Consider the following 17,574-nt stretch of genomic DNA (forward strand, 5'->3'; position numbering starts at 1 on the left):
TACCTCATTGTATTTAAAGGAAATGACAGAATTTACCGACGATGCCAAGAACCACGGTAACCGCAATCAGGCGCAGCGGACTCCAGCCGCGGCGTACCAGCCAGAACATGGTCAGGGTGTAGACCAGCGGTAAGAAGGCAGGCATCAGTTTGTCGATAACATCAGCTTGTAACTTAACCACTGCATCGCCCGCCGTGATTTCCAGCGTGGTGCTTAAACGAACATAGGTTGCCACCAGCGCGCCGATCACCGTCATCCCAACGATAGACGCTGCATGGCCGACTTTTTTGGTATTCGCTTTAATGAGTGGGATCGCCGCCACGCCCATGCGGTAAGCATAATGCGCCAGACCAAAACGCAGCCCCAGGTGTACCACGTTAAACAGCACAATAAACACGACTGCGCCAAGAATAGAACCTTGTAGCGCGAGGCTTGCGCCTATCCCGCCACAAATCGGCAGTAGCGTTAGCCAGAACATCGCATCGCCAATCCCGCCGAGCGGCGCACCGACGGCAATTTTGGTGCTCTGAATACTGTTAACGTCCTGCTTAGAACGCTCCATCGCAAGGATAATGCCGATAACAAACGTCACCAGAAACGGATGGGTATTGAAGAAACCCATATGCCCCTTCATGGCGCGCGCCAGGTCGCGTTTATTAGTGTGGATCTTTTTCAGAGCAGGCAGCAGACCGTACAACCAGCCGGAAGCCTGCATACGTTCGTAGTTAAAAGACGCTTGTAACAGCATGGAACGCCAGGCGACGCGGTTGATATCTTTTTTCGTCAGCTCTGCGCCAATGCTCTGATCTTCATACACGTTTTCATTGACGCCTGTCAGCAGTGTTTCTTCGTTTTCACTGACGTTCGGCAGGGTAGTTTGATTAGATGCCATCTTCAAATTCCTCTTTCTGTGCCGCAGGTTGAGTCGGTTCAGGAGATTTACGCAGCAGGTCGATCAGCGCCATCGCCAGCGCGGCGGCAGCAATAGCCAGCACCGGTAACTTGAGCCAGGCGGCGGCAACGAAGCCCAGGATGAAGTAGGGGATATAGACGTTTTTCATCATGATTTTCAGCAGCACGGCAAAACCGATTGCTGGCATGATGCCGCCCGCGACGCCAAGGCCGTCGATTAACCGTTGTGGCAGGACATCAATGATGGTTTTTGCATGTTCCGCGCCGAAGTAGATAGGCAGGAAAGCGCAGAGAAAATAGAACGTGCCGAGTGCCAGCAATGCCAGATAGTTCACGCGTTCAATGCCGCGAGTATCGGCGTTCTCCGCCATCCGGTCGCAGCGGGACATCACGCCAGACATCACCGAGAACAGGAAGGTAATCCCCATCTGTACTGCGACAGCGAAAGGTACGGCGACACCGACCGCGACATCCGGTTTCACGCCAGTAGTAATGGCAAACGCCGTGCCGACGATAGTTCCGATAATCACGTTAGGCGGCTGTGCGCCCGCCAGTGGTGCCAGCCCCATCCACACCAGTTCCAGCGTACCGCCGGTTAAAATACCGGTATGCAGATCGCCAAGCACCAACCCAACTAACGGGCCGAGGACCACCGGGCGGTGCATATGGGTCAAGCCGTTAAACATATCCAGGCCAGCGATAAAGGCGATAATGCCCAACGCAAATGCCTGCAACAGACTGATTTCCATGATGAATCCCTCAAAGTAATTTAAAGAGGTCCACAGCAGGCTCTGTCGGGACGCCCTGAACGAAGCATTCCACCCCAGCGGCTTTCAGGTCGTTAAATGCTGCGATATCGCCCGCATCCACAGAAACCGTTTTGGCGATTTGTTGCTTGCCATTGGCGTAGTGCATATTGCCAACGTTAATGCGATTCACCGGAACGCCACCTTTCACCAGCGTCAGGAAATCGGCAGGTGTTTTACAAACCAGCAGGATTTTCTGTCGATCGGCGGCGCGATGAATGTTGTCGATAACTTTTTGCAGCGTCCAGAAACGTACGGCGATCCCTTCTGCCAGCACCATTTCCATCAGGTTTTGTTGTACCGGATCTTCGGCAACCTCATCATTGGCTACCAGCACCAGATTTGCCCCCGCAAATCCGACCCACTGAACGCCGACCTGACCGTGAATCAAGCGTTCATCAATCCGGCTTAAAACAATATTTGGCATAGCGTGCTCCTCTTTGTTTTGCTTATTGGCCTTCACAGGCTGTGCGGTACTGCGCCAGGATGTCCTGAATATGGTTGATAATGAGTTCCCGTGGCGTTGGCTGCAGCTCGCCGGAGCGAACTTTCACGTACTGCAGCGGCAGATACTGACTGATGAGCGGTAGCGGAATCGGTGAATCCGCCAGATTACGAACCAGATGGGCGAAAGCGTCATCAATCTGGCTGTCCGGCCAGTAGTAGCGCACGCGATCCGAGTAGCTATAACCACGTGCCAGACGACGTGCGTTGCCGTCACCGTGGTAGTGGCTTTGCCAGTATTCCGGGCGGTCGAGCATCACGTTTTCCAGTACCTGACGCAGACCGGAACAGGCTTTCGCTGGCACCAGTTCTTCTTCAATCGCTGCCAGTGAAAACAGAGCTTCACGCAGGGCGAAGGTCAGCGCTGGGCCAACTTTCAGAATGGCAAAGTGGTCAATCACCAGCTGGCGCAGCGATTGTGGCGTTTGATAATCGGTAGAGTGCGCTTCGAAAATCAGCGTTTCGTAGTTTTCGACCATCTGGCTTAAGGCGGTCGCTTTGACGGGCTGATAATCAATAACGTTGGTGTGATCGAATTCGACGCCGGGTTGAACCACCAGAGCAATGATGCGTGGCCAGATGGCACTCAGCCCCTGCTTTTCAAAGGCGTGACGATGGGCTTCCAGCGTGGCGCGGGCGGCATCCGGCGTAGTGACCGCCAGCTCGCTTAAGGTTTCATGCGCGCCGCCAGGTACCGGCACTTCGGTACCAATGACATACACCAGATCGGCTTCGCCAAAGTGTTCACGGCAGGTTTCTTCCGCGACTTTAGCCAGTCGGGCGGCGCGTTCAGCCACGATGTCATCGGTTAAGGGAACCGGATCGTCCTGACAGGACATGCTGCAATCAAGGTGAATTTTTTTGAATCCTGCCGCCACGTAGCTTTTAATCAAATCATCGGCATTGGCCATTGCCTGAGCGGCAGGCAGATTCTGCCAGCGGTTTGGCCCCAGATGGTCGCCACCCAAAATCAACGCGTCCTGTGGGAAATTCAGCGACTCAGCAAGCTGGCAAACAAAGCCGCGAAAATCGGCGGGCGTCATTCCGGTATAACCGCCGAACTGGTCCACCTGATTGGATGTTGCTTCAATCAGTAATGGCGTTTGGTTAGCGCAGGCGTAGCGGATTGCGGCTTCCAGCACCAGCGGGTGCGCGGAACAAACGGCATAAATCCCATTTGTTTTGCCCTCTTTGTGCCGTCTCACCATTTCTGTCAGATGTTTCACTTTCCTCTCCAGTTCAGATTACTGCAACTTTAATCTTTCGTTTTGTTTCAATTGATACTGCGTCATGGTGAGATAAAAATAAAACGAAAGATAATAGTTTTCTGATCTGATTCACAAAAGAAACATAATGAAAGTATCTGAAACGAGGGTAGCTTGCGGCAGGGGCAATGTGGGCTTGCATTTACTTAATAGAAAGGCGTTAATAGGCAAAACGAAATGAAACGAAAGTTTTACGAAAGGACTTACTATGAGTAATACCGACGCTTCAGGCGAGAAGCGAGTGACAGGCACCAGTGAGCGACGAGAGCAGATCATTCAACGCCTGCGCCAGCAAGGAAGTGTGCAAGTTAATGATCTATCGGCATTGTATGGCGTATCTACTGTGACTATCCGCAACGATCTGGCGTTTCTTGAAAAACAGGGGATCGCTGTGCGTGCCTATGGTGGCGCATTGATCTGCGATAGCACGACGCCATCAGTCGAACCATCGGTGGAAGATAAAAGTGCGCTCAACACGGCGATGAAACGCAGCGTTGCGAAAGCTGCCGTTGAGCTGATTCAGCCGGGTCATCGCGTGATCCTCGACTCCGGGACCACCACCTTTGAGATTGCCCGTCTGATGCGCAAGCATACCGACGTGATTGCAATGACCAACGGTATGAACGTGGCCAATGCCTTGCTGGAAGCGGAAGGCGTTGAGCTGCTGATGACCGGCGGGCATCTGCGGCGTCAGTCACAATCTTTTTATGGCGATCAGGCTGAACAATCGCTGCAAAATTACCACTTCGACATGCTGTTTCTCGGGGTAGATGCTATTGATCTGGAGCGCGGCGTCAGCACGCATAATGAAGATGAAGCTCGTTTAAATCGCCGGATGTGCGAAGTTGCGGAACGGATCATCGTGGTCACCGATTCCAGTAAGTTCAACCGTTCCAGTTTACATAAGATCATTGATACTCAACGTATCGACATGATCATTGTTGATGAAGGCATTCCTGCGGATAGTCTGGAAGGCCTGCGAAAGGCTGGGGTTGAAGTGATTCTGGTCGGGGAGTGAGAAAGGGTGCCCGCTGGTCAACACGAATGCGTTCGGCGGGCATTGTGAATATTATCAATGGGCTTCTTCTGTCTCTCGGGTGAGGGTTTCCCAGTCGGCAGGAGGATGTCCTCTTTTTAACATTTTGCTGAATACGGTATAGGCATCTGTTTTTTTACCGTAGGTGCGCAGAGTGTTTTCATCGTTCATCCATCCCAGAATGATGACTTTCTCTTTTTCGCTGTAACGAAAGAAGAGACGATAACGACCAGCACCAAATTTTACCCGTGACCAGTCTTTATTTTTCCCAGAGCCTAACGACTTGCCATGACGGAATGCCGGTGATGATGGATTGACCGTGATATGCTCCTCAATCACTTTATGGACTACCGCCAATAACTTTGTGGCGGCTTTTCTCTGATAATTTTCAGGATCTTTTCCCTTTAATGTCTCGACTTCGGCAACTAAAGCGTCGTAGGTTTCCTGAAAACAGGGATGAGTATATAGCGCCCAACCATTAACCCTTTGTGGAAAATCCATTATTCGTCGTCGCCAATCTCATCATCAATGTTGACGTCCATGCCAGCGACAAGTTTCTTTCCTTGTTGAATGTCGAATGGACGAGTTTTTTGCGGGTTGTTCTGGATATCTGCATCCAGAAAACGCAAAAATGCATTCATAGTAGGATCCTCCTGTTCATCTCCCAATCGGCACATAAATACTTGCCCACCAGGCAGAATTTCGTAATGAATGCTGTCCAGGCCTGGCTTCAGTTTTAAGGCCTCACGCACTGGCGCGGGGATAGTTGTTTGTCCGCGTATCGTGACCTTTGATTCAGTGGTCAGTACAGCGTTAGAGCGAGCATTAGCGGGCATTATTCACTGTCCTTTTACAGCCTGTTTTCTGCTCAAATTATAAGCTTGAACTACGGTAATGCAAATGCATTATTAATGGATGTGGGGACTTTAAACAATAAAAACATGGCACTAAGGCCATGTTTTGCGAGGCGCTTTCCAGAAAAGATCAGGTCACAGGTGCCGGGTTAAACACTGCCAGTTGGTTATGCAATCCCCATTGATCTGAGAAGGTTTTCTTCTTCCCGCTGGCGACGTCGAGAATAAAGTGGAACAACTTCCAGCCCACCTCTTCAATGGTTTCTTCGCCGGTGGCGATGGTGCCTGCGTTGATATCCATTAAGTCAAACCAACGGTTTGCCAGTTCGGTGCGGGTCGCCATTTTAATGACGGGTACTGCCATCAGGCCATACGGCGTACCGCGACCGGTCGTAAACACTTGCACGGTAATCCCTGAAGCCACCTGTTGTGTGCCACAGACAAAATCGCTGGCTGGCGTCGCGGCGTAAATTAATCCGCGTTTAGTCGGGCGTTGACCGGGCGACAGCACTTCAACAATTGCACTTTTACCCGATTTAGCAATGGAGCCGAGTGCCTTCTCCACTACGTTTGCCAGACCGCCTTTCTTGTTGCCCGGAGAAGGGTTGGCGCTGCGGTCGGTTTTTCCCATATTGAGATAGTTATCGTACCACTCCATCTCTTCCAGCAGACGTTTGCCGACCTCTTCGTTCACTGCGCGCGGCGTCAGCAGATGGATCGCGTCACGCACTTCCGTTACTTCCGAGAACATCACCGTTGCACCGCAGCGCACCAGTAGATCAGATGCATAACCCACGGCCGGATTTGCCGTTACACCAGAAAACGCATCGCTACCACCGCATTGCATCCCAACCACCAGTTCCGAAGCCGGGCAAGTCTCCCGCTGACGTTGATTCAGTTTTTGCAGATGGCGTTCGGCGACCTGCAAAATATCCTCGACCATGGACTGAAAACCGACATGCTTTTCATCCTGCAAGCTGACAATGCTGGCATTCTCCAGAGGAATGCCTTGTACATCATCCGTTCCAATCAGTAAACGTTCAGGCTGTAACTTTTCACAGCCCAGGCCAATCACCATCACCTCGCCGCCAAAGTTAGGGTTCAGCGAAATATTGTGAATGGTACGTATTGGCACTACAGCCGCCGGAGCGTTAATCGCCACGCCACAACCGTACAAGTGATTCAGCCCCACTACGCCATCGACGTTCGGGTATTTTGGCAGCAGATCGCGCTCAATGATTTTCACTACGTAATCAACCACGCCCGCCACACAATGAACGCTGGTGGTGATGCCGAGCAGGTTTTTGGTGCCCACGCTGCCATCGGCATTGCGATAGCCCTCAAAGGTGTATCCTTCCAGCGGCGGTAAGGGTTCCGGCACTTTAGTTGCCAGTGGCAGCGTGTGTAACGGCGGCGCTTCCGGCAGTACAACCATAGATTCATCTATCCAGCTCCCACGCAGGATTGCGCGTGCGGCATAACCAATTACTTCACCATAACGAATAATTTCGCCATCAGCAGGTATATCTACTAATGCGACTTTATGCCCCTGAGGAATATGTTCAATTAATTCCAGTCCGTCCGGGAAACATGTTCCTGCTTTCAGACCATTGTCATTAACAATAATTGCTACATTATCTGTGTCATGCACTTTAATATAAAAGGCCGTTGGTGATTCATTTTTTATTGTGATGTTGACCATTGTCTTGTTATCTCTAACTGGTATTTGGTTTATGCTGATGGATGGGCAATATATACTCGTTATATTGAAATAAGAATGGCAGGAGATTACCTATCAGTTTGTGATCAAAATCACTGATTAATGTGCTGACAGGCCCGGCGTGACGGGCAATACATAAATATGTGCATTAGCGCGCAGGCCACCGGGCATATGCTCAAAAAAATATGGATATATTGGCGTGGATAATGAGCAATTGCACAATGCCTGTTGTTTATCGACTGATTATACTAATTAACGTAATTATAATTATTATGCATTGGCAAAAGTTTAATTATCAAGAAAATATTTAAGTGGAGGGGCGATTTATTCTCGTTAAATATATAAAAGGATACTCACTGTTTTTATTTTGAACCTATTTTAATAATTGAACCGGGATGGTGGTTGGCGACATCAACTATATGGAATTGCAGAAATAAGCAAAGGTAAAAGCGATGAATAACGAGGTTTTTCCAAACAAATTCAAGGCCGCACTGGCTGCTCATCAGGTACAGATAGGTTGCTGGTCTGCACTGGCAAATCCCATCAGCACGGAAGTGCTGGGGCTTGCAGGTTTCGACTGGTTGGTACTGGATGGCGAACATGCGCCAAATGATGTCACAACACTTATCCCACAACTGATGGCACTAAAAGGAAGTATCAGTGCTCCTGTGGTACGTGTACCCACGAATGAACCTGTGATCATCAAACGGATGCTGGATATTGGATTTTATAACTTCCTGATTCCATTTGTGGAAACGAAAGAACAGGCCATTAATGCTGTGGCAGCAACGCGCTATCCACCAGAAGGTATTCGCGGCGTCTCTGTTTCTCATCGCGCCAATATGTTTGGCACCGTGCCGGACTACTTCGTTCAGTCAAACAAAAACATCACCATTCTGGTGCAAATTGAAAGCCAGTTGGGGGTTGATAACGTCGATGCCATTGCAGCTACCGAAGGCGTCGATGGCATTTTTGTCGGGCCGAGTGATCTGGCGGCGGCGTTAGGCCATTTGGGGAACGCCTCACATCCACAGGTACAGAAAGCGATTCAACACATTTTTGCCAGAGCTAAAGCGAACGGCAAGCCGAGCGGCATCCTTGCTCCAGTGGAAGCGGATGCCCGTCGCTACCTGGAATGGGGAGCTACATTTGTTGCTGTAGGTAGCGACCTTGGGGTTTTCCGCACGGGTACTCAACGTTTGGCTGATTCCTTTAAAAAATAACCACGAGTGAAGAGAGAAAACGATATGACGATGAAAGTTGGTTTTATTGGCCTTGGGATTATGGGTAAACCAATGAGTAAAAACCTCATTAAAGCAGGTTACTCACTGGTGGTTGCTGATCGTAACCCGCAAGCCATTGCCGAAGTTATAGAAGCTGGAGCAGAAACGGCGGCTACTGCCAAAGCAATCGCTGAACAGTGTGATGTGATTATTACCATGCTGCCTAACTCCCCACATGTGAAAGAAGTTGCGCTCGGGGAAGGCGGCATAATTGAAGGTGCAAAACCGGGTACAGTCCTGATCGATATGAGTTCTATTGCACCGCTGGCAAGCCGTGAAATTAGCGAAGCACTTAAAGCGAAAGGTATCGAAATGCTGGATGCGCCGGTTAGTGGCGGAGAACCAAAAGCCATCGACGGAACGCTTTCGGTGATGGTGGGGGGCGACAAGGCGATTTTCGATAAATATTACGATCTGATGAAAGCGATGGCGGGATCTGTGGTGCATACCGGGGAAATCGGCGCGGGTAATGTCACCAAACTGGCAAATCAGGTGATTGTGGCACTGAACATTGCCGCGATGTCAGAAGCATTAACACTGGCGACCAAAGCGGGTGTTAATCCTGATTTGGTCTATCAGGCAATCCGGGGTGGTCTGGCAGGTAGCACCGTACTGGATGCGAAAGCGCCAATGGTCATGGATCGCAACTTCAAGCCAGGTTTCCGTATTGATCTGCACATTAAAGATCTGGCGAATGCTCTGGATACTTCTCATGGTGTGGGGGCACAGCTGCCATTAACGGCAGCGGTGATGGAAATGATGCAAGCGCTGCGCGCAGATGGTCTTGGAACTGCGGATCACAGTGCTCTGGCCTGCTATTACGAAAAAATGGCGAAAGTGGAAGTGGCTCGCTAATGATGTTACGCCTGGCGGCTCGCAAAAGCGGCTAAGTAAAACGCCATCGGCATTGGGTGGTAACATATTTACCGGACTTTGTGCAATATTGCCGTCACGTTGGCAACAGGAATGCGTAACGCGGGGTGACAAAGGCGCACGAACCTTCTATACTGCGCGCCGAAGCTGACCAGACAGTCGCCGCTTCGTCGTCGTCCTCTTCGGGGGAGACGGGCGGAGGGGAGGAAAGTCCGGGCTCCATAGGGCAGGGTGCCAGGTAACGCCTGGGGGGGAAACCCACGACCAGTGCAACAGAGAGCAAACCGCCGATGGCCCACGCAAGTGGGATCAGGTAAGGGTGAAAGGGTGCGGTAAGAGCGCACCGCGCGGCTGGTAACAGTCCGTGGCACGGTAAACTCCACCCGGAGCAAGGCCAAATAGGGGTTCACAAGGTACGGCCCGTACTGAACCCGGGTAGGCTGCTTGAGCCAGTGAGTGATTGCTGGCCTAGATGAATGACTGTCCACGACAGAACCCGGCTTATCGGTCAGCTTCACCTGATTTATGTAAAAACCCGCTTCGGCGGGTTTTTGCTTTTGAATACTGCCTGCTGCGCTGCACTTATCAGACTTGCATAATATCTGCAATATAATGAATTTCCATGCTTTTATAGGCGGAATAAGGCGTTCACCTGCATCCAGCATAAAGCAATATCAACACTATCTAAGTGATGACATCACACTGGCAAATCAATCAACAAAGCCCGAAGTGGCGTATCGGCAGTTAACGTCAAATTACTCTCTTCCTGAATAAATGCACCATCACCACAGGTTAATGCCACGTTATCCGTACTGGGTGCCGTTGCGTGAAACGTACCGTGAATCGATTGCAAATAAGCACGTGGGCCATGCAAGTGAACGTTAACACTTTCCCCTTGCTCCAGTTGAATATGGTGTAGCCACACCTGCTGTCTTAACTGCAAACTGCCATGTTCACCATCAGGTGACGCCAAAAGCTGCTCGTTAACGTTACGCAACTCCATTTTCTGAATCAGCGGATTTTCGCGCTCAGGGCAGGCATCCAGCCAAAGTTGCATCCGGGTTAGCGGCTTATCCTTACTGATATTTGCCTCGCTATAACTAATACCCGGCTGAGTGGCCAGAAGCACAGCTTCTCCCGCTTTAGCCAGAATATGATGACCTTCGCTGTCGCGGTATTCCGCCTCACCGTCAAGAATCAGATTGAGAATATCTACTTTCGGGTAAGTGCGTGGCTGGAAGGATGCGCCAGCTGCCAGCACTTCCTGGTTGAGCACGCGCAAAGAGGCATAGCCGAGAAGTTTCGGATCGAAATAGTGTCCAAAGGAAAAGGTGTAACGTGCCTGCAACCATCCGTAGTCGGCTTTACCGCACTGTTTGGCTGTTCGGGTAATAATCATAATAGTGAACCTCTTTTTACCTGCTTTTATGGTAAGAGACTGGACGCTGCATTGTTAGCCAGATATTCTGCCCGGTATGTTCAAATTTACTGAATGAGAACGAGATGGCCAAAGAAAGAGCGTTGACGCTTGAGGCATTACGCGTGATGGACGCAATTGACAGGCGCGGTAGTTTTGCGGCGGCGGCAGATGAGCTGGGGCGAGTACCTTCTGCGCTCAGTTACACTATGCAAAAACTGGAAGAAGAACTGGATGTGGTACTGTTTGACCGTTCAGGACATCGCACAAAATTCACTAACGTGGGGCGGATGTTACTTGAGCGCGGACGAGTGCTGCTGGAGGCTGCTGATAAACTGACCACGGACGCCGAGGCGCTGGCGCGGGGCTGGGAAACCCATTTAACCATTGTTACTGAAGCGTTGGTGCCAACCGCAGCATTTTTTCCACTCATCGATAAACTGGCAGCAAAAGCGAATACCCAACTGGCGGTAATGACGGAAGTACTGGCAGGCGCATGGGAACGGCTGGAGCAGGGGCGAGCAGATATTGTCATTGCCCCGGATATGCATTTTCGTTCGTCGTCAGAAATTAACTCCCGCAAGTTGTATACCTTATTGAACGTTTATGTTGCTGCACCGAATCATCCGATTCACCAGGAGCCAGAGCCGTTGTCAGAAGTGACACGAGTGAAATACCGTGGCATCGCCGTTGCAGACACCGCCAGAGAACGACCGGTATTAACGGTGCAGCTGCTCGACAAACAGCCGCGTTTAACGGTCAGTACTATTGAGGATAAACGGCAGGCATTATTGGCGGGGCTGGGTGTTGCCACTATGCCTTATCCTCTGGTGGAAAAAGATATTGCTGAAGGGCGATTGCGTGTCGTCAGCCCGGAATCGACCAGCGAGATCGACATTATTATGGCGTGGCGTCGTGATAGCATGGGGGAGGCGAAATCCTGGTGTCTACGGGAAATTCCTAAACTGTTTGCGTCAAAATAACCGAACAAGCACCTTTTGCAAGGTGCTTGCTAATTATTCCTGTTCCAGTTTTGGATCTGGTCCGAAACGGTTATCACCAGGTGTACCCGCCTGGCAATTAAAGATGATAATGATCAGCCAGCCGATGAACGGAATTAAAAATAACAACGCCCACCATGCTGAACGATCGGTATCGTGAAGACGGCGAAATTGCACTGCCCACCAGGGTAAGAAGACCAGAATTCCGTAAATGGTGGTCAGTATCCCCTCTCCACCAGCTCGCTGCCAGCCTAACATTTTATCCAACACCCCCAGCACAAAAGTAAAGATGATGTTGACCAGAATAAACATCCAGTACTCTTTACGCCGGGCGCGCCCTTTAAATCCAATGTAGTTTTTGATGACTTTTAAATACCAATCCATTTTCGCCTCGATTGAGTTCAATCACTTGTTTTTAAAGTAATCAAATTAATAATAGGCGTGAATGAAATTGTGGTAAATATTTATCAGTTCAATAAAAAAGGCACCATTCCTGGTGCCAGTAAACTAACCAAAACGTTCGTCGCGGCCGTGAGGTTCATCGAGGTCTTGCCAGGGGCCAATGGAGATAATTCCCGTTGGGTTAATGGTCTTATGGCTGCGGAAATAGTGGTTACGAATATGCGCAAAGTTTACGGTTTCAGCGATGCCGGGTATCTGGTAGATATCGCGCAGGAAACCATAAAGATTAAGGTAATCGCTGATGCGATGCTTATCGCATTTAAAATGCGTGACATATACCGGATCAAAACGTATCAGCGTGGTCCACAAACGAATGTCCGCTTCAGTTAATTGATTTCCGGTCAGATAACGCTGCTGGCCAAGGATTTGTTCCAGGCGAGTCAGAGATTTAAAGACGTTCTCAACCGCTTCATCATAGGCTTGCTGACTGGTCGCGAAACCTGCTTTGTAGACGCCGTTATTAACAGTGTCATAAATCCAGTCATTAAGTTCGTCGATTTTGCTTTGCAATGCAGGGGGATAATAGTCACCGGCCTTAGCGCCCAACGCATCAAAGGCAGTATTGAACATACGGATGATTTCCGCCGATTCATTGCTGACGATGGTGTGATTTTTTTTATCCCACAACACAGGCACGGTGACGCGACCGCTGTAATGAGGATCAGCATGAAGGTAAAGCTGATAGAGAAATTCGTGCTGGTAGAGTGTATCGCCTGTTGCGCCAGGGAAGTTGTCATCAAAGGTCCAACCGTTTTCCTGCATCAACGGATTCACTACGGAAACGGAAATAAACGGTTCCAGTCCTTTGAGTTTACGCATGATCAGTGTGCGGTGCGCCCACGGGCAGGCCAGCGAAACATACAGGTGATAGCGATCTTTTTCAGCGGCAAATCCGCCTTTACCGGAAGGACCAGGCGTGCCATCGGCGGTGAGCCAGTTACGAAAGGCCGATACCGAACGTTGAAATTTACCCCCGGTGGATTTGGTATCATACCAGGTGTCGTGCCAGACGCCGTTAATCAATTGCCCCATTTTTTCTCCTCCAGATAGCAAAAACGAGGAGTTTTCCCCCTCGTTTTTAGTAGTAAGTATAGCGTCTGCTTACCATTTTTTATTCAGCAGACGGTCGATGCTATATGCGCCTGGACCTGTGATACCCAACAGCAGAAAACCGCCTGCAATGGTCAGGTTTTTCATAAACATTAGTGAGTTCATACCTTCAGCAAAATTGCTATGGAACAAAAACGCAGTTAGCAGGGTAAAGCCCGCAGTAAAAAGCGCTGTGGTACGTGTCAGGAAACCAAACAGAATCGCCAGACCACCACCAAATTCAAGCAAAATAACTAGCGGCAACATAAAGCCCGGAACGCCCATTGCTTCCATGTACTGCTGGGTTCCTGCATAAGCGCTGATTTTCCCCCAACCAGCCGAAATAAATAAAATTGGCATTAAAATACGCGCTACCAATACACCAACATCTTCTAATTTTTTCATCTTTCTCTCCAGGATGCCTGTCAGGCTAATGCTTGTTTTTTTCAGCAATGACGCGGTATTCACGTCATTGCTTTCGATGGAGAGAATCATAAACTTGGTGGATAACTATTGTTAGCAAGGAAAACTGTCAAAAATTTTCAAATTTTTTGAGTAATAAGGCCGGAAGATATCCGGCCCTGGAAGAGATTAACCGTGCAGCTGCTGTTGCCTGAGCGTACTTTTCACCAGTCGCCATGCACTCCATGCACCAAAACCGCGTCTGGCCCAGCGTACAAGCATGTTCGGATGACGAATAGTCCAGATTGCCATCACACTGCTGCCCACCAGTGCCCAGGAGCGCAGACTCAACAGCATATTCCAGCGGCGATCATATGCGCCTGTGGCCTCCAGCCAGTCTCTGCGACTGGCTGAAAGATCCAGCCGTTGTTGTTGGATCTGGCTAAGCAGTTGCGCCTTACGTTTTTCTCGTTCGGCTTTACCGCTCACGGCTATCCTCCTCAAGAAGTTGCCTGTCGTTCGCCAGTTCATGCCGGGTATGGCGTAATAAAGTAGACTTACGCGCTTTGCGTAACGTCCATATGCCGCCAATCAATGCCAGAACCAGTAGCACGACTGTGGTCGCGATCATCGCATTCAGACGATATTGCGGATCAACTGCCCAGATGATCAGCACCATCAGGCTCATGAGTCCAAATGCAGCGAAAAGCATCGTGAGGCCAAGCATCAATAACAACTGAAAGAGATTTGCTTTTTCTTCTTCCAGTTCCACCACTGCCAGGCGCAGTCGTGTTTCAACCATCTCAACGATAATCGTGACAATTCGCTGCCCGATACCCAGAACGCTTTTACCGGGTCCTTGTGCGTGTTGAGTGTCCGCCATAATTAACGACGCGACAGTAGAACGCCCAGCACAAGGCCTACGGCCGCGCCAATACCTACGCCAGTCCATGGATTTTCACGGACATATTCGTCCGCTCGCGCTGCCGCTTCCCGGGTCTGTTTAGCAATGGCATCGCCAGTTTCGCCCAGGCGATAACGGCTCTCTTTTAGTGCCTGTTCAGCTTTGCTACGAATCTTACTCAACTCTTCTTTCGACTTCTCGCCAGAGGAGCTAAGCACCTCTTCCAGCGTATCGGCCAGGGATTTCAACTCAGCACGCAGATGTTCCGTAGTGTGTTCTTTCGACATAGTATTCTCCAGGTGAGTATGTAGTGATGGTTGATAATCAGTAGCTACGCGCTTCCAGTTCCTTCAGCTCTTTTTCCGCTTCGGCAAGTTTATGCTCGCGTTTCTTAATTTTATCCGCATCGCCTTTTTGTTTTGCCTCACGCAGATCACGCTGGCGTTCGGTGATCTCTTCTTTCTGCTCAGCAATTTTTTCCTGATGGTCTGCACGCAGTTTGCTGTCTGTACAATTTGCCCGCACTTCACTGAGCGCTCTTTTCAGACCATTAATGCGGTTCTGATTATTGTGCTTCTCGGCGTAGCTGATTTCCTTTTGGATATCCTGCTCTTTTTGCTGGCACAGCGTGTTGGCATAGCTGCCTGCACTGAGTGTGAAAAGGGATAAAACTAAAGCAATACGGTATTTCATTCCTGAACTTTCCATTGTGTTTCGTCCCCGGAAACGGGGTGCGATGATCCAGACCAATAAGGCGGTTAAGTTAACAACCGCCTTATTAATCATAGTCAGTAAACGGGGAATCACCAAAGCGGGTGATATGATTCGGATTTTTGGAGGTTATCCGAAGCGGTGAGACGTGTCTCGCAACAGTGAAAGCCACTGAGATGCCTGATTATCTTCATCTTGCTGAGCAATGATATAACCGTGCGGGAAGGTACGGTCTAAAACTACTTTTGCGGCGGCGCTTTGGGCGCTGGAGTCGAAGGTAATCAGGAGGGTGTCGTTTTTAGGCGTGATACTTTTGAAGCGAATACCATTGGCATCCAGATGATGCCAGACCGAAAATCCGTCTGGCATTGTCGTGCCCTGGTTAATGGCGCGAATCGCCAATGTTGACTCCTGATGGCGAAAAGCAGACCAGAGCAAAAGCGTTATACCAAGCAGTACAATCGCGGAGGTTGTCCATGTCATTTGGCGAAGCGTTACGCGTGGTAGCTGCATCCTTTATCCCCGATTTCCGTATTTCTTTTTCCATAGAACAACCAGAGAACCTGCTAACCCAAACAGCAACAACACCACGGGTAACAGCATCAGACATGACATGAGCTGGTCTTCATATTTCAGGAAGACCGGCGTTTTACCTAACAAATAACCCAGCGTCGTGAGGATCAACACCCATAACAGCCCACTCATCCAGTTAAAGAACTGGAAACGTGCGTTATTGAGGCCCGATAAACCGGCGATGGTGGGTAGCAACGTACGGACAAAAGCAATAAAACGACCGATCAGTAATGCGGAAAGCCCATGCTTATGGAAGAGATGATGCGCACGCTGGTGATAATGCGCAGGAAGATGCGACAACCAGTTCTGCACTGTTCGGGTATTCCCTAACCAGCGTCCCTGGATATAACTCAACCAACAGCCAAGGCTTGCTGCGGCGGTCAGTAACATAATGGTTTGCGGATAGCCCATTGCGCCTTTGGCAATCAACACGCCAACTAAAATAAGCAAACTGTCGCCGGGTAAAAAGGCTGCGGGGAGCAGGCCATTTTCCAGGAACAAAATAACAAATAATACAAAGTAGAGCATGCCAATCATGGAAGGATTGGCCAGGGTTTCAAAATCCTGAGCCCACAAGGCGTTCAGCAATTGAGTCAAAAGTTCCATTCAGTATTCCTGGTAAATCGGTTAACGTCATGCCGGTTTCTGTACAATGTTTAGCCGCGACATTATTGATATTGTTGTCTTTTGCGGTCCGAAACATATAAGCGGCCTGAACTAATCCTTGTTAAATGGTTAAGTAAGTAAACACTCAAAATCATCGCGTCGAATTGCATCTGATTGTAACAAAGGTCAAGGAAGTCCGTTACAGAAATTACATGTCCGTGGAGTCTGATTTTGCTCATCACAAGGGAGTGAGGCGAGAGGATTTACACAGGCTGACACTTTATACTTAACGCTTACTGAATCAGACCAACAGGCGCATTGCTACGCCTGTTCACTGCACTGTAGTTACTTGCTGGTGCTGGTGGCGGGATCGAGATGTACCACTGGGTTTTCCGCAAAAAGATAGCGGTCAGCATTGAACTCAAAATCATCGCTGGTTTCGTTAAATAACATCACTTTGGTGTTTTCAAGGTGCTGCCACATTGCCAGTTTGGCGGCGTTAGGATCTTTACGGATGAGCGCCTTGAGGATCTTGTCATGATCGTCACACCAGTTATCAACGGTGCGGGTATCGATATGCTCGTGTAATTTTTTCCAGTACGGGTTATGAGTACGCTGGATCCACATTTTTTCGACAATTGCCGCCAGTGCTGAGTTTTGTGTTGCTAATGCCACCTGGACATGAAACTTGAGATCCCACTCAGAATCACGGAAGCATTGCTCGTTACGCGCATTCTCCTGAATCGCCATCAGTTTCATGATGTCTTGCTTCGTCACCTGAGTCGCCGCGAACTCAGCAATATTGCTTTCAATTAACTGACGGGCTTGCAGTAACTCGAAGGGGCCGTAGTTAGCAAACTCAAGCGATTCATCGGTTGGTTGATGATGGCGAGGATGATTAGACACGACATGAATGCCGGAGCCTTTACGCACTTCAACGTAGCCTTCCACTTCCAGCATAATGATGGCTTCGCGCACCACTGTGCGGCTAACGTTTTTCTCTTCAGCAATAAAGCGTTCAGCGGGAAGTTTATCACCCACCAAATAAACGCCTTGCTCAATGCGCTCTTTCAGATCAGCAGCAAGTTGTTGATACAAACGACGTGGTTCGGTGATTTCCATATGCGCTCCAGGCAGGGTATGGCAGACTACATTT

The 17,574-nt window shown here is 49.6% G+C and carries 22 protein-coding genes and 1 other RNA gene; 5 read left to right on the forward strand and 18 right to left on the reverse strand.

Annotated elements, in window-relative coordinates; genetic code table 11:
• Positions 1 to 13 precede the first annotated feature (13 nt).
• The 4 genes from agaE to kbaZ are packed head-to-tail and all read right to left on the reverse strand — an operon-like array spanning position 14 to position 3,448.
• Positions 14 to 892, reverse strand: coding sequence for a PTS N-acetylgalactosamine transporter subunit IID (gene agaE, locus EFER_RS21750; protein ID WP_001295548.1), 879 nt, complete (start codon positions 890 to 892; stop codon positions 14 to 16).
• Entirely contained in the window at positions 882 to 1,661 is a 780-nt protein-coding gene (gene agaW / locus EFER_RS21755; RefSeq protein WP_000406214.1) for a PTS N-acetylgalactosamine transporter subunit IIC, read from the reverse strand. Before agaW ends, agaE begins: the two co-directional genes overlap by 11 nt.
• Before the next feature lie 10 nt (positions 1,662 to 1,671).
• Positions 1,672 to 2,145 (reverse strand): PTS N-acetylgalactosamine transporter subunit IIB, encoded by a 474-nt coding sequence (gene agaV, locus EFER_RS21760; protein ID WP_001295547.1) that lies wholly within the window; start codon positions 2,143 to 2,145, stop codon positions 1,672 to 1,674.
• A gap of 22 nt (positions 2,146 to 2,167) precedes the next feature.
• Positions 2,168 to 3,448, reverse strand: a complete 1,281-nt coding sequence (gene kbaZ, locus EFER_RS21765) for a tagatose-bisphosphate aldolase subunit KbaZ (protein ID WP_000681964.1) — start codon at positions 3,446 to 3,448, stop codon at positions 2,168 to 2,170.
• 247 nt (positions 3,449 to 3,695) lie between these two features.
• On the opposite strand from kbaZ, the gene agaR reads away from it, so the two are divergent.
• Positions 3,696 to 4,505, forward strand: a complete 810-nt coding sequence (gene agaR, locus EFER_RS21770; protein WP_000072187.1) for an aga operon transcriptional regulator AgaR — start codon at positions 3,696 to 3,698, stop codon at positions 4,503 to 4,505.
• Positions 4,506 to 4,559: 54 nt separating this feature from the next.
• Here agaR and yhaV read toward each other — a convergent pair whose 3' ends face one another.
• From yhaV to garD, 3 genes are all read right to left on the reverse strand, one after another.
• Positions 4,560 to 5,024 carry a type II toxin-antitoxin system ribonuclease toxin YhaV gene (gene yhaV / locus EFER_RS21775; RefSeq protein ID WP_000347277.1) on the reverse strand — a complete coding sequence of 155 codons (465 nt, stop codon included), beginning with the start codon at positions 5,022 to 5,024 and terminating at the stop codon, positions 4,560 to 4,562.
• Entirely contained in the window at positions 5,024 to 5,359 is a 336-nt protein-coding gene (gene prlF, locus EFER_RS21780) for a type II toxin-antitoxin system antitoxin PrlF (protein WP_015953962.1), read from the reverse strand. The genes yhaV and prlF overlap by 1 nt, the downstream gene beginning before the upstream one ends.
• A 148-nt stretch (positions 5,360 to 5,507) precedes the next feature.
• Positions 5,508 to 7,079 (reverse strand): galactarate dehydratase, encoded by a 1,572-nt coding sequence (gene garD / locus EFER_RS21785; protein ID WP_000247251.1) that lies wholly within the window; start codon positions 7,077 to 7,079, stop codon positions 5,508 to 5,510.
• A 470-nt stretch (positions 7,080 to 7,549) separates the two neighbouring features.
• On the opposite strand from garD, the gene garL reads away from it, so the two are divergent.
• The 3 genes from garL (at position 7,550) to rnpB (ending at position 9,773) form a co-directional block, all read left to right on the forward strand.
• The gene (garL, locus tag EFER_RS21790; RefSeq protein ID WP_001058567.1) at positions 7,550 to 8,320 is read left to right on the forward strand and encodes a 2-dehydro-3-deoxyglucarate aldolase; all 771 of its coding nucleotides are present in this window, start codon (positions 7,550 to 7,552) and stop codon (positions 8,318 to 8,320) included.
• 24 nt (positions 8,321 to 8,344) lie between these two features.
• The gene (gene garR / locus EFER_RS21795; protein WP_000178101.1) at positions 8,345 to 9,235 is read left to right on the forward strand and encodes a 2-hydroxy-3-oxopropionate reductase; all 891 of its coding nucleotides are present in this window, start codon (positions 8,345 to 8,347) and stop codon (positions 9,233 to 9,235) included.
• Positions 9,236 to 9,396: 161 nt separating this feature from the next.
• Positions 9,397 to 9,773, forward strand: an RNA gene (rnpB, locus tag EFER_RS22550) — RNase P RNA component class A.
• Positions 9,774 to 9,950: 177 nt separating this feature from the next.
• Here rnpB and EFER_RS21800 read toward each other — a convergent pair.
• On the reverse strand, positions 9,951 to 10,652 hold the full coding sequence (locus EFER_RS21800) for a pirin family protein (RefSeq protein ID WP_000587607.1): 702 nt from the start codon (positions 10,650 to 10,652) through the stop codon (positions 9,951 to 9,953).
• 104 nt (positions 10,653 to 10,756) lie between these two features.
• On the opposite strand from EFER_RS21800, the gene yhaJ reads away from it, so the two are divergent.
• Complete coding sequence (yhaJ, locus tag EFER_RS21805) at positions 10,757 to 11,653, forward strand: DNA-binding transcriptional regulator YhaJ (RefSeq protein WP_001041001.1); 897 nt, start codon at positions 10,757 to 10,759, stop codon at positions 11,651 to 11,653.
• Between the two features lie 33 nt (positions 11,654 to 11,686).
• Here the strand turns inward: yhaJ and EFER_RS21810 are convergent, their stop codons facing one another.
• From EFER_RS21810 to exuR, 10 genes are all read right to left on the reverse strand, one after another.
• Positions 11,687 to 12,055 carry a DUF805 domain-containing protein gene (locus tag EFER_RS21810; RefSeq protein ID WP_002431712.1) on the reverse strand — a complete coding sequence of 123 codons (369 nt, stop codon included), beginning with the start codon at positions 12,053 to 12,055 and terminating at the stop codon, positions 11,687 to 11,689.
• A 123-nt stretch (positions 12,056 to 12,178) separates the two neighbouring features.
• On the reverse strand, positions 12,179 to 13,165 hold the full coding sequence (locus EFER_RS21815) for a glutathione S-transferase family protein (RefSeq protein WP_000531227.1): 987 nt from the start codon (positions 13,163 to 13,165) through the stop codon (positions 12,179 to 12,181).
• Between the two features lie 69 nt (positions 13,166 to 13,234).
• Positions 13,235 to 13,627 carry a DoxX family protein gene (locus tag EFER_RS21820; protein ID WP_000732228.1) on the reverse strand — a complete coding sequence of 131 codons (393 nt, stop codon included), beginning with the start codon at positions 13,625 to 13,627 and terminating at the stop codon, positions 13,235 to 13,237.
• A 186-nt stretch (positions 13,628 to 13,813) separates the two neighbouring features.
• A complete protein-coding gene (locus EFER_RS21825) occupies positions 13,814 to 14,113 on the reverse strand; it encodes a YqjK-like family protein (RefSeq protein WP_000014522.1) in 300 nt (99 codons plus the stop codon).
• The gene (locus EFER_RS21830; protein WP_000785897.1) at positions 14,103 to 14,507 is read right to left on the reverse strand and encodes a phage holin family protein; all 405 of its coding nucleotides are present in this window, start codon (positions 14,505 to 14,507) and stop codon (positions 14,103 to 14,105) included. The genes EFER_RS21825 and EFER_RS21830 overlap by 11 nt, the downstream gene beginning before the upstream one ends.
• 2 nt (positions 14,508 to 14,509) lie before the next feature.
• The gene (locus EFER_RS21835; protein WP_000031408.1) at positions 14,510 to 14,815 is read right to left on the reverse strand and encodes an ElaB/YgaM/YqjD family protein; all 306 of its coding nucleotides are present in this window, start codon (positions 14,813 to 14,815) and stop codon (positions 14,510 to 14,512) included.
• A 37-nt stretch (positions 14,816 to 14,852) separates the two neighbouring features.
• The gene (locus EFER_RS21840; protein WP_000877304.1) at positions 14,853 to 15,221 is read right to left on the reverse strand and encodes a DUF1090 domain-containing protein; all 369 of its coding nucleotides are present in this window, start codon (positions 15,219 to 15,221) and stop codon (positions 14,853 to 14,855) included.
• 147 nt (positions 15,222 to 15,368) lie between these two features.
• Positions 15,369 to 15,752: an EnvZ/OmpR regulon moderator MzrA gene (gene mzrA, locus EFER_RS21845; protein ID WP_001176809.1), complete on the reverse strand. Its 384-nt coding sequence runs from the start codon at positions 15,750 to 15,752 to the stop codon at positions 15,369 to 15,371.
• A gap of 3 nt (positions 15,753 to 15,755) precedes the next feature.
• Positions 15,756 to 16,418 carry a DedA family general envelope maintenance protein YqjA gene (gene yqjA, locus EFER_RS21850; RefSeq protein ID WP_000422144.1) on the reverse strand — a complete coding sequence of 221 codons (663 nt, stop codon included), beginning with the start codon at positions 16,416 to 16,418 and terminating at the stop codon, positions 15,756 to 15,758.
• Between the two features lie 345 nt (positions 16,419 to 16,763).
• Complete coding sequence (gene exuR, locus EFER_RS21855; protein WP_000406500.1) at positions 16,764 to 17,540, reverse strand: transcriptional regulator ExuR; 777 nt, start codon at positions 17,538 to 17,540, stop codon at positions 16,764 to 16,766.
• Positions 17,541 to 17,574 lie beyond the last annotated feature (34 nt).

Origin of the sequence: Escherichia fergusonii ATCC 35469 (assembly GCF_000026225.1) — a bacterium.
Classification (GTDB): Bacteria; Pseudomonadota; Gammaproteobacteria; order Enterobacterales; family Enterobacteriaceae; genus Escherichia; species Escherichia fergusonii.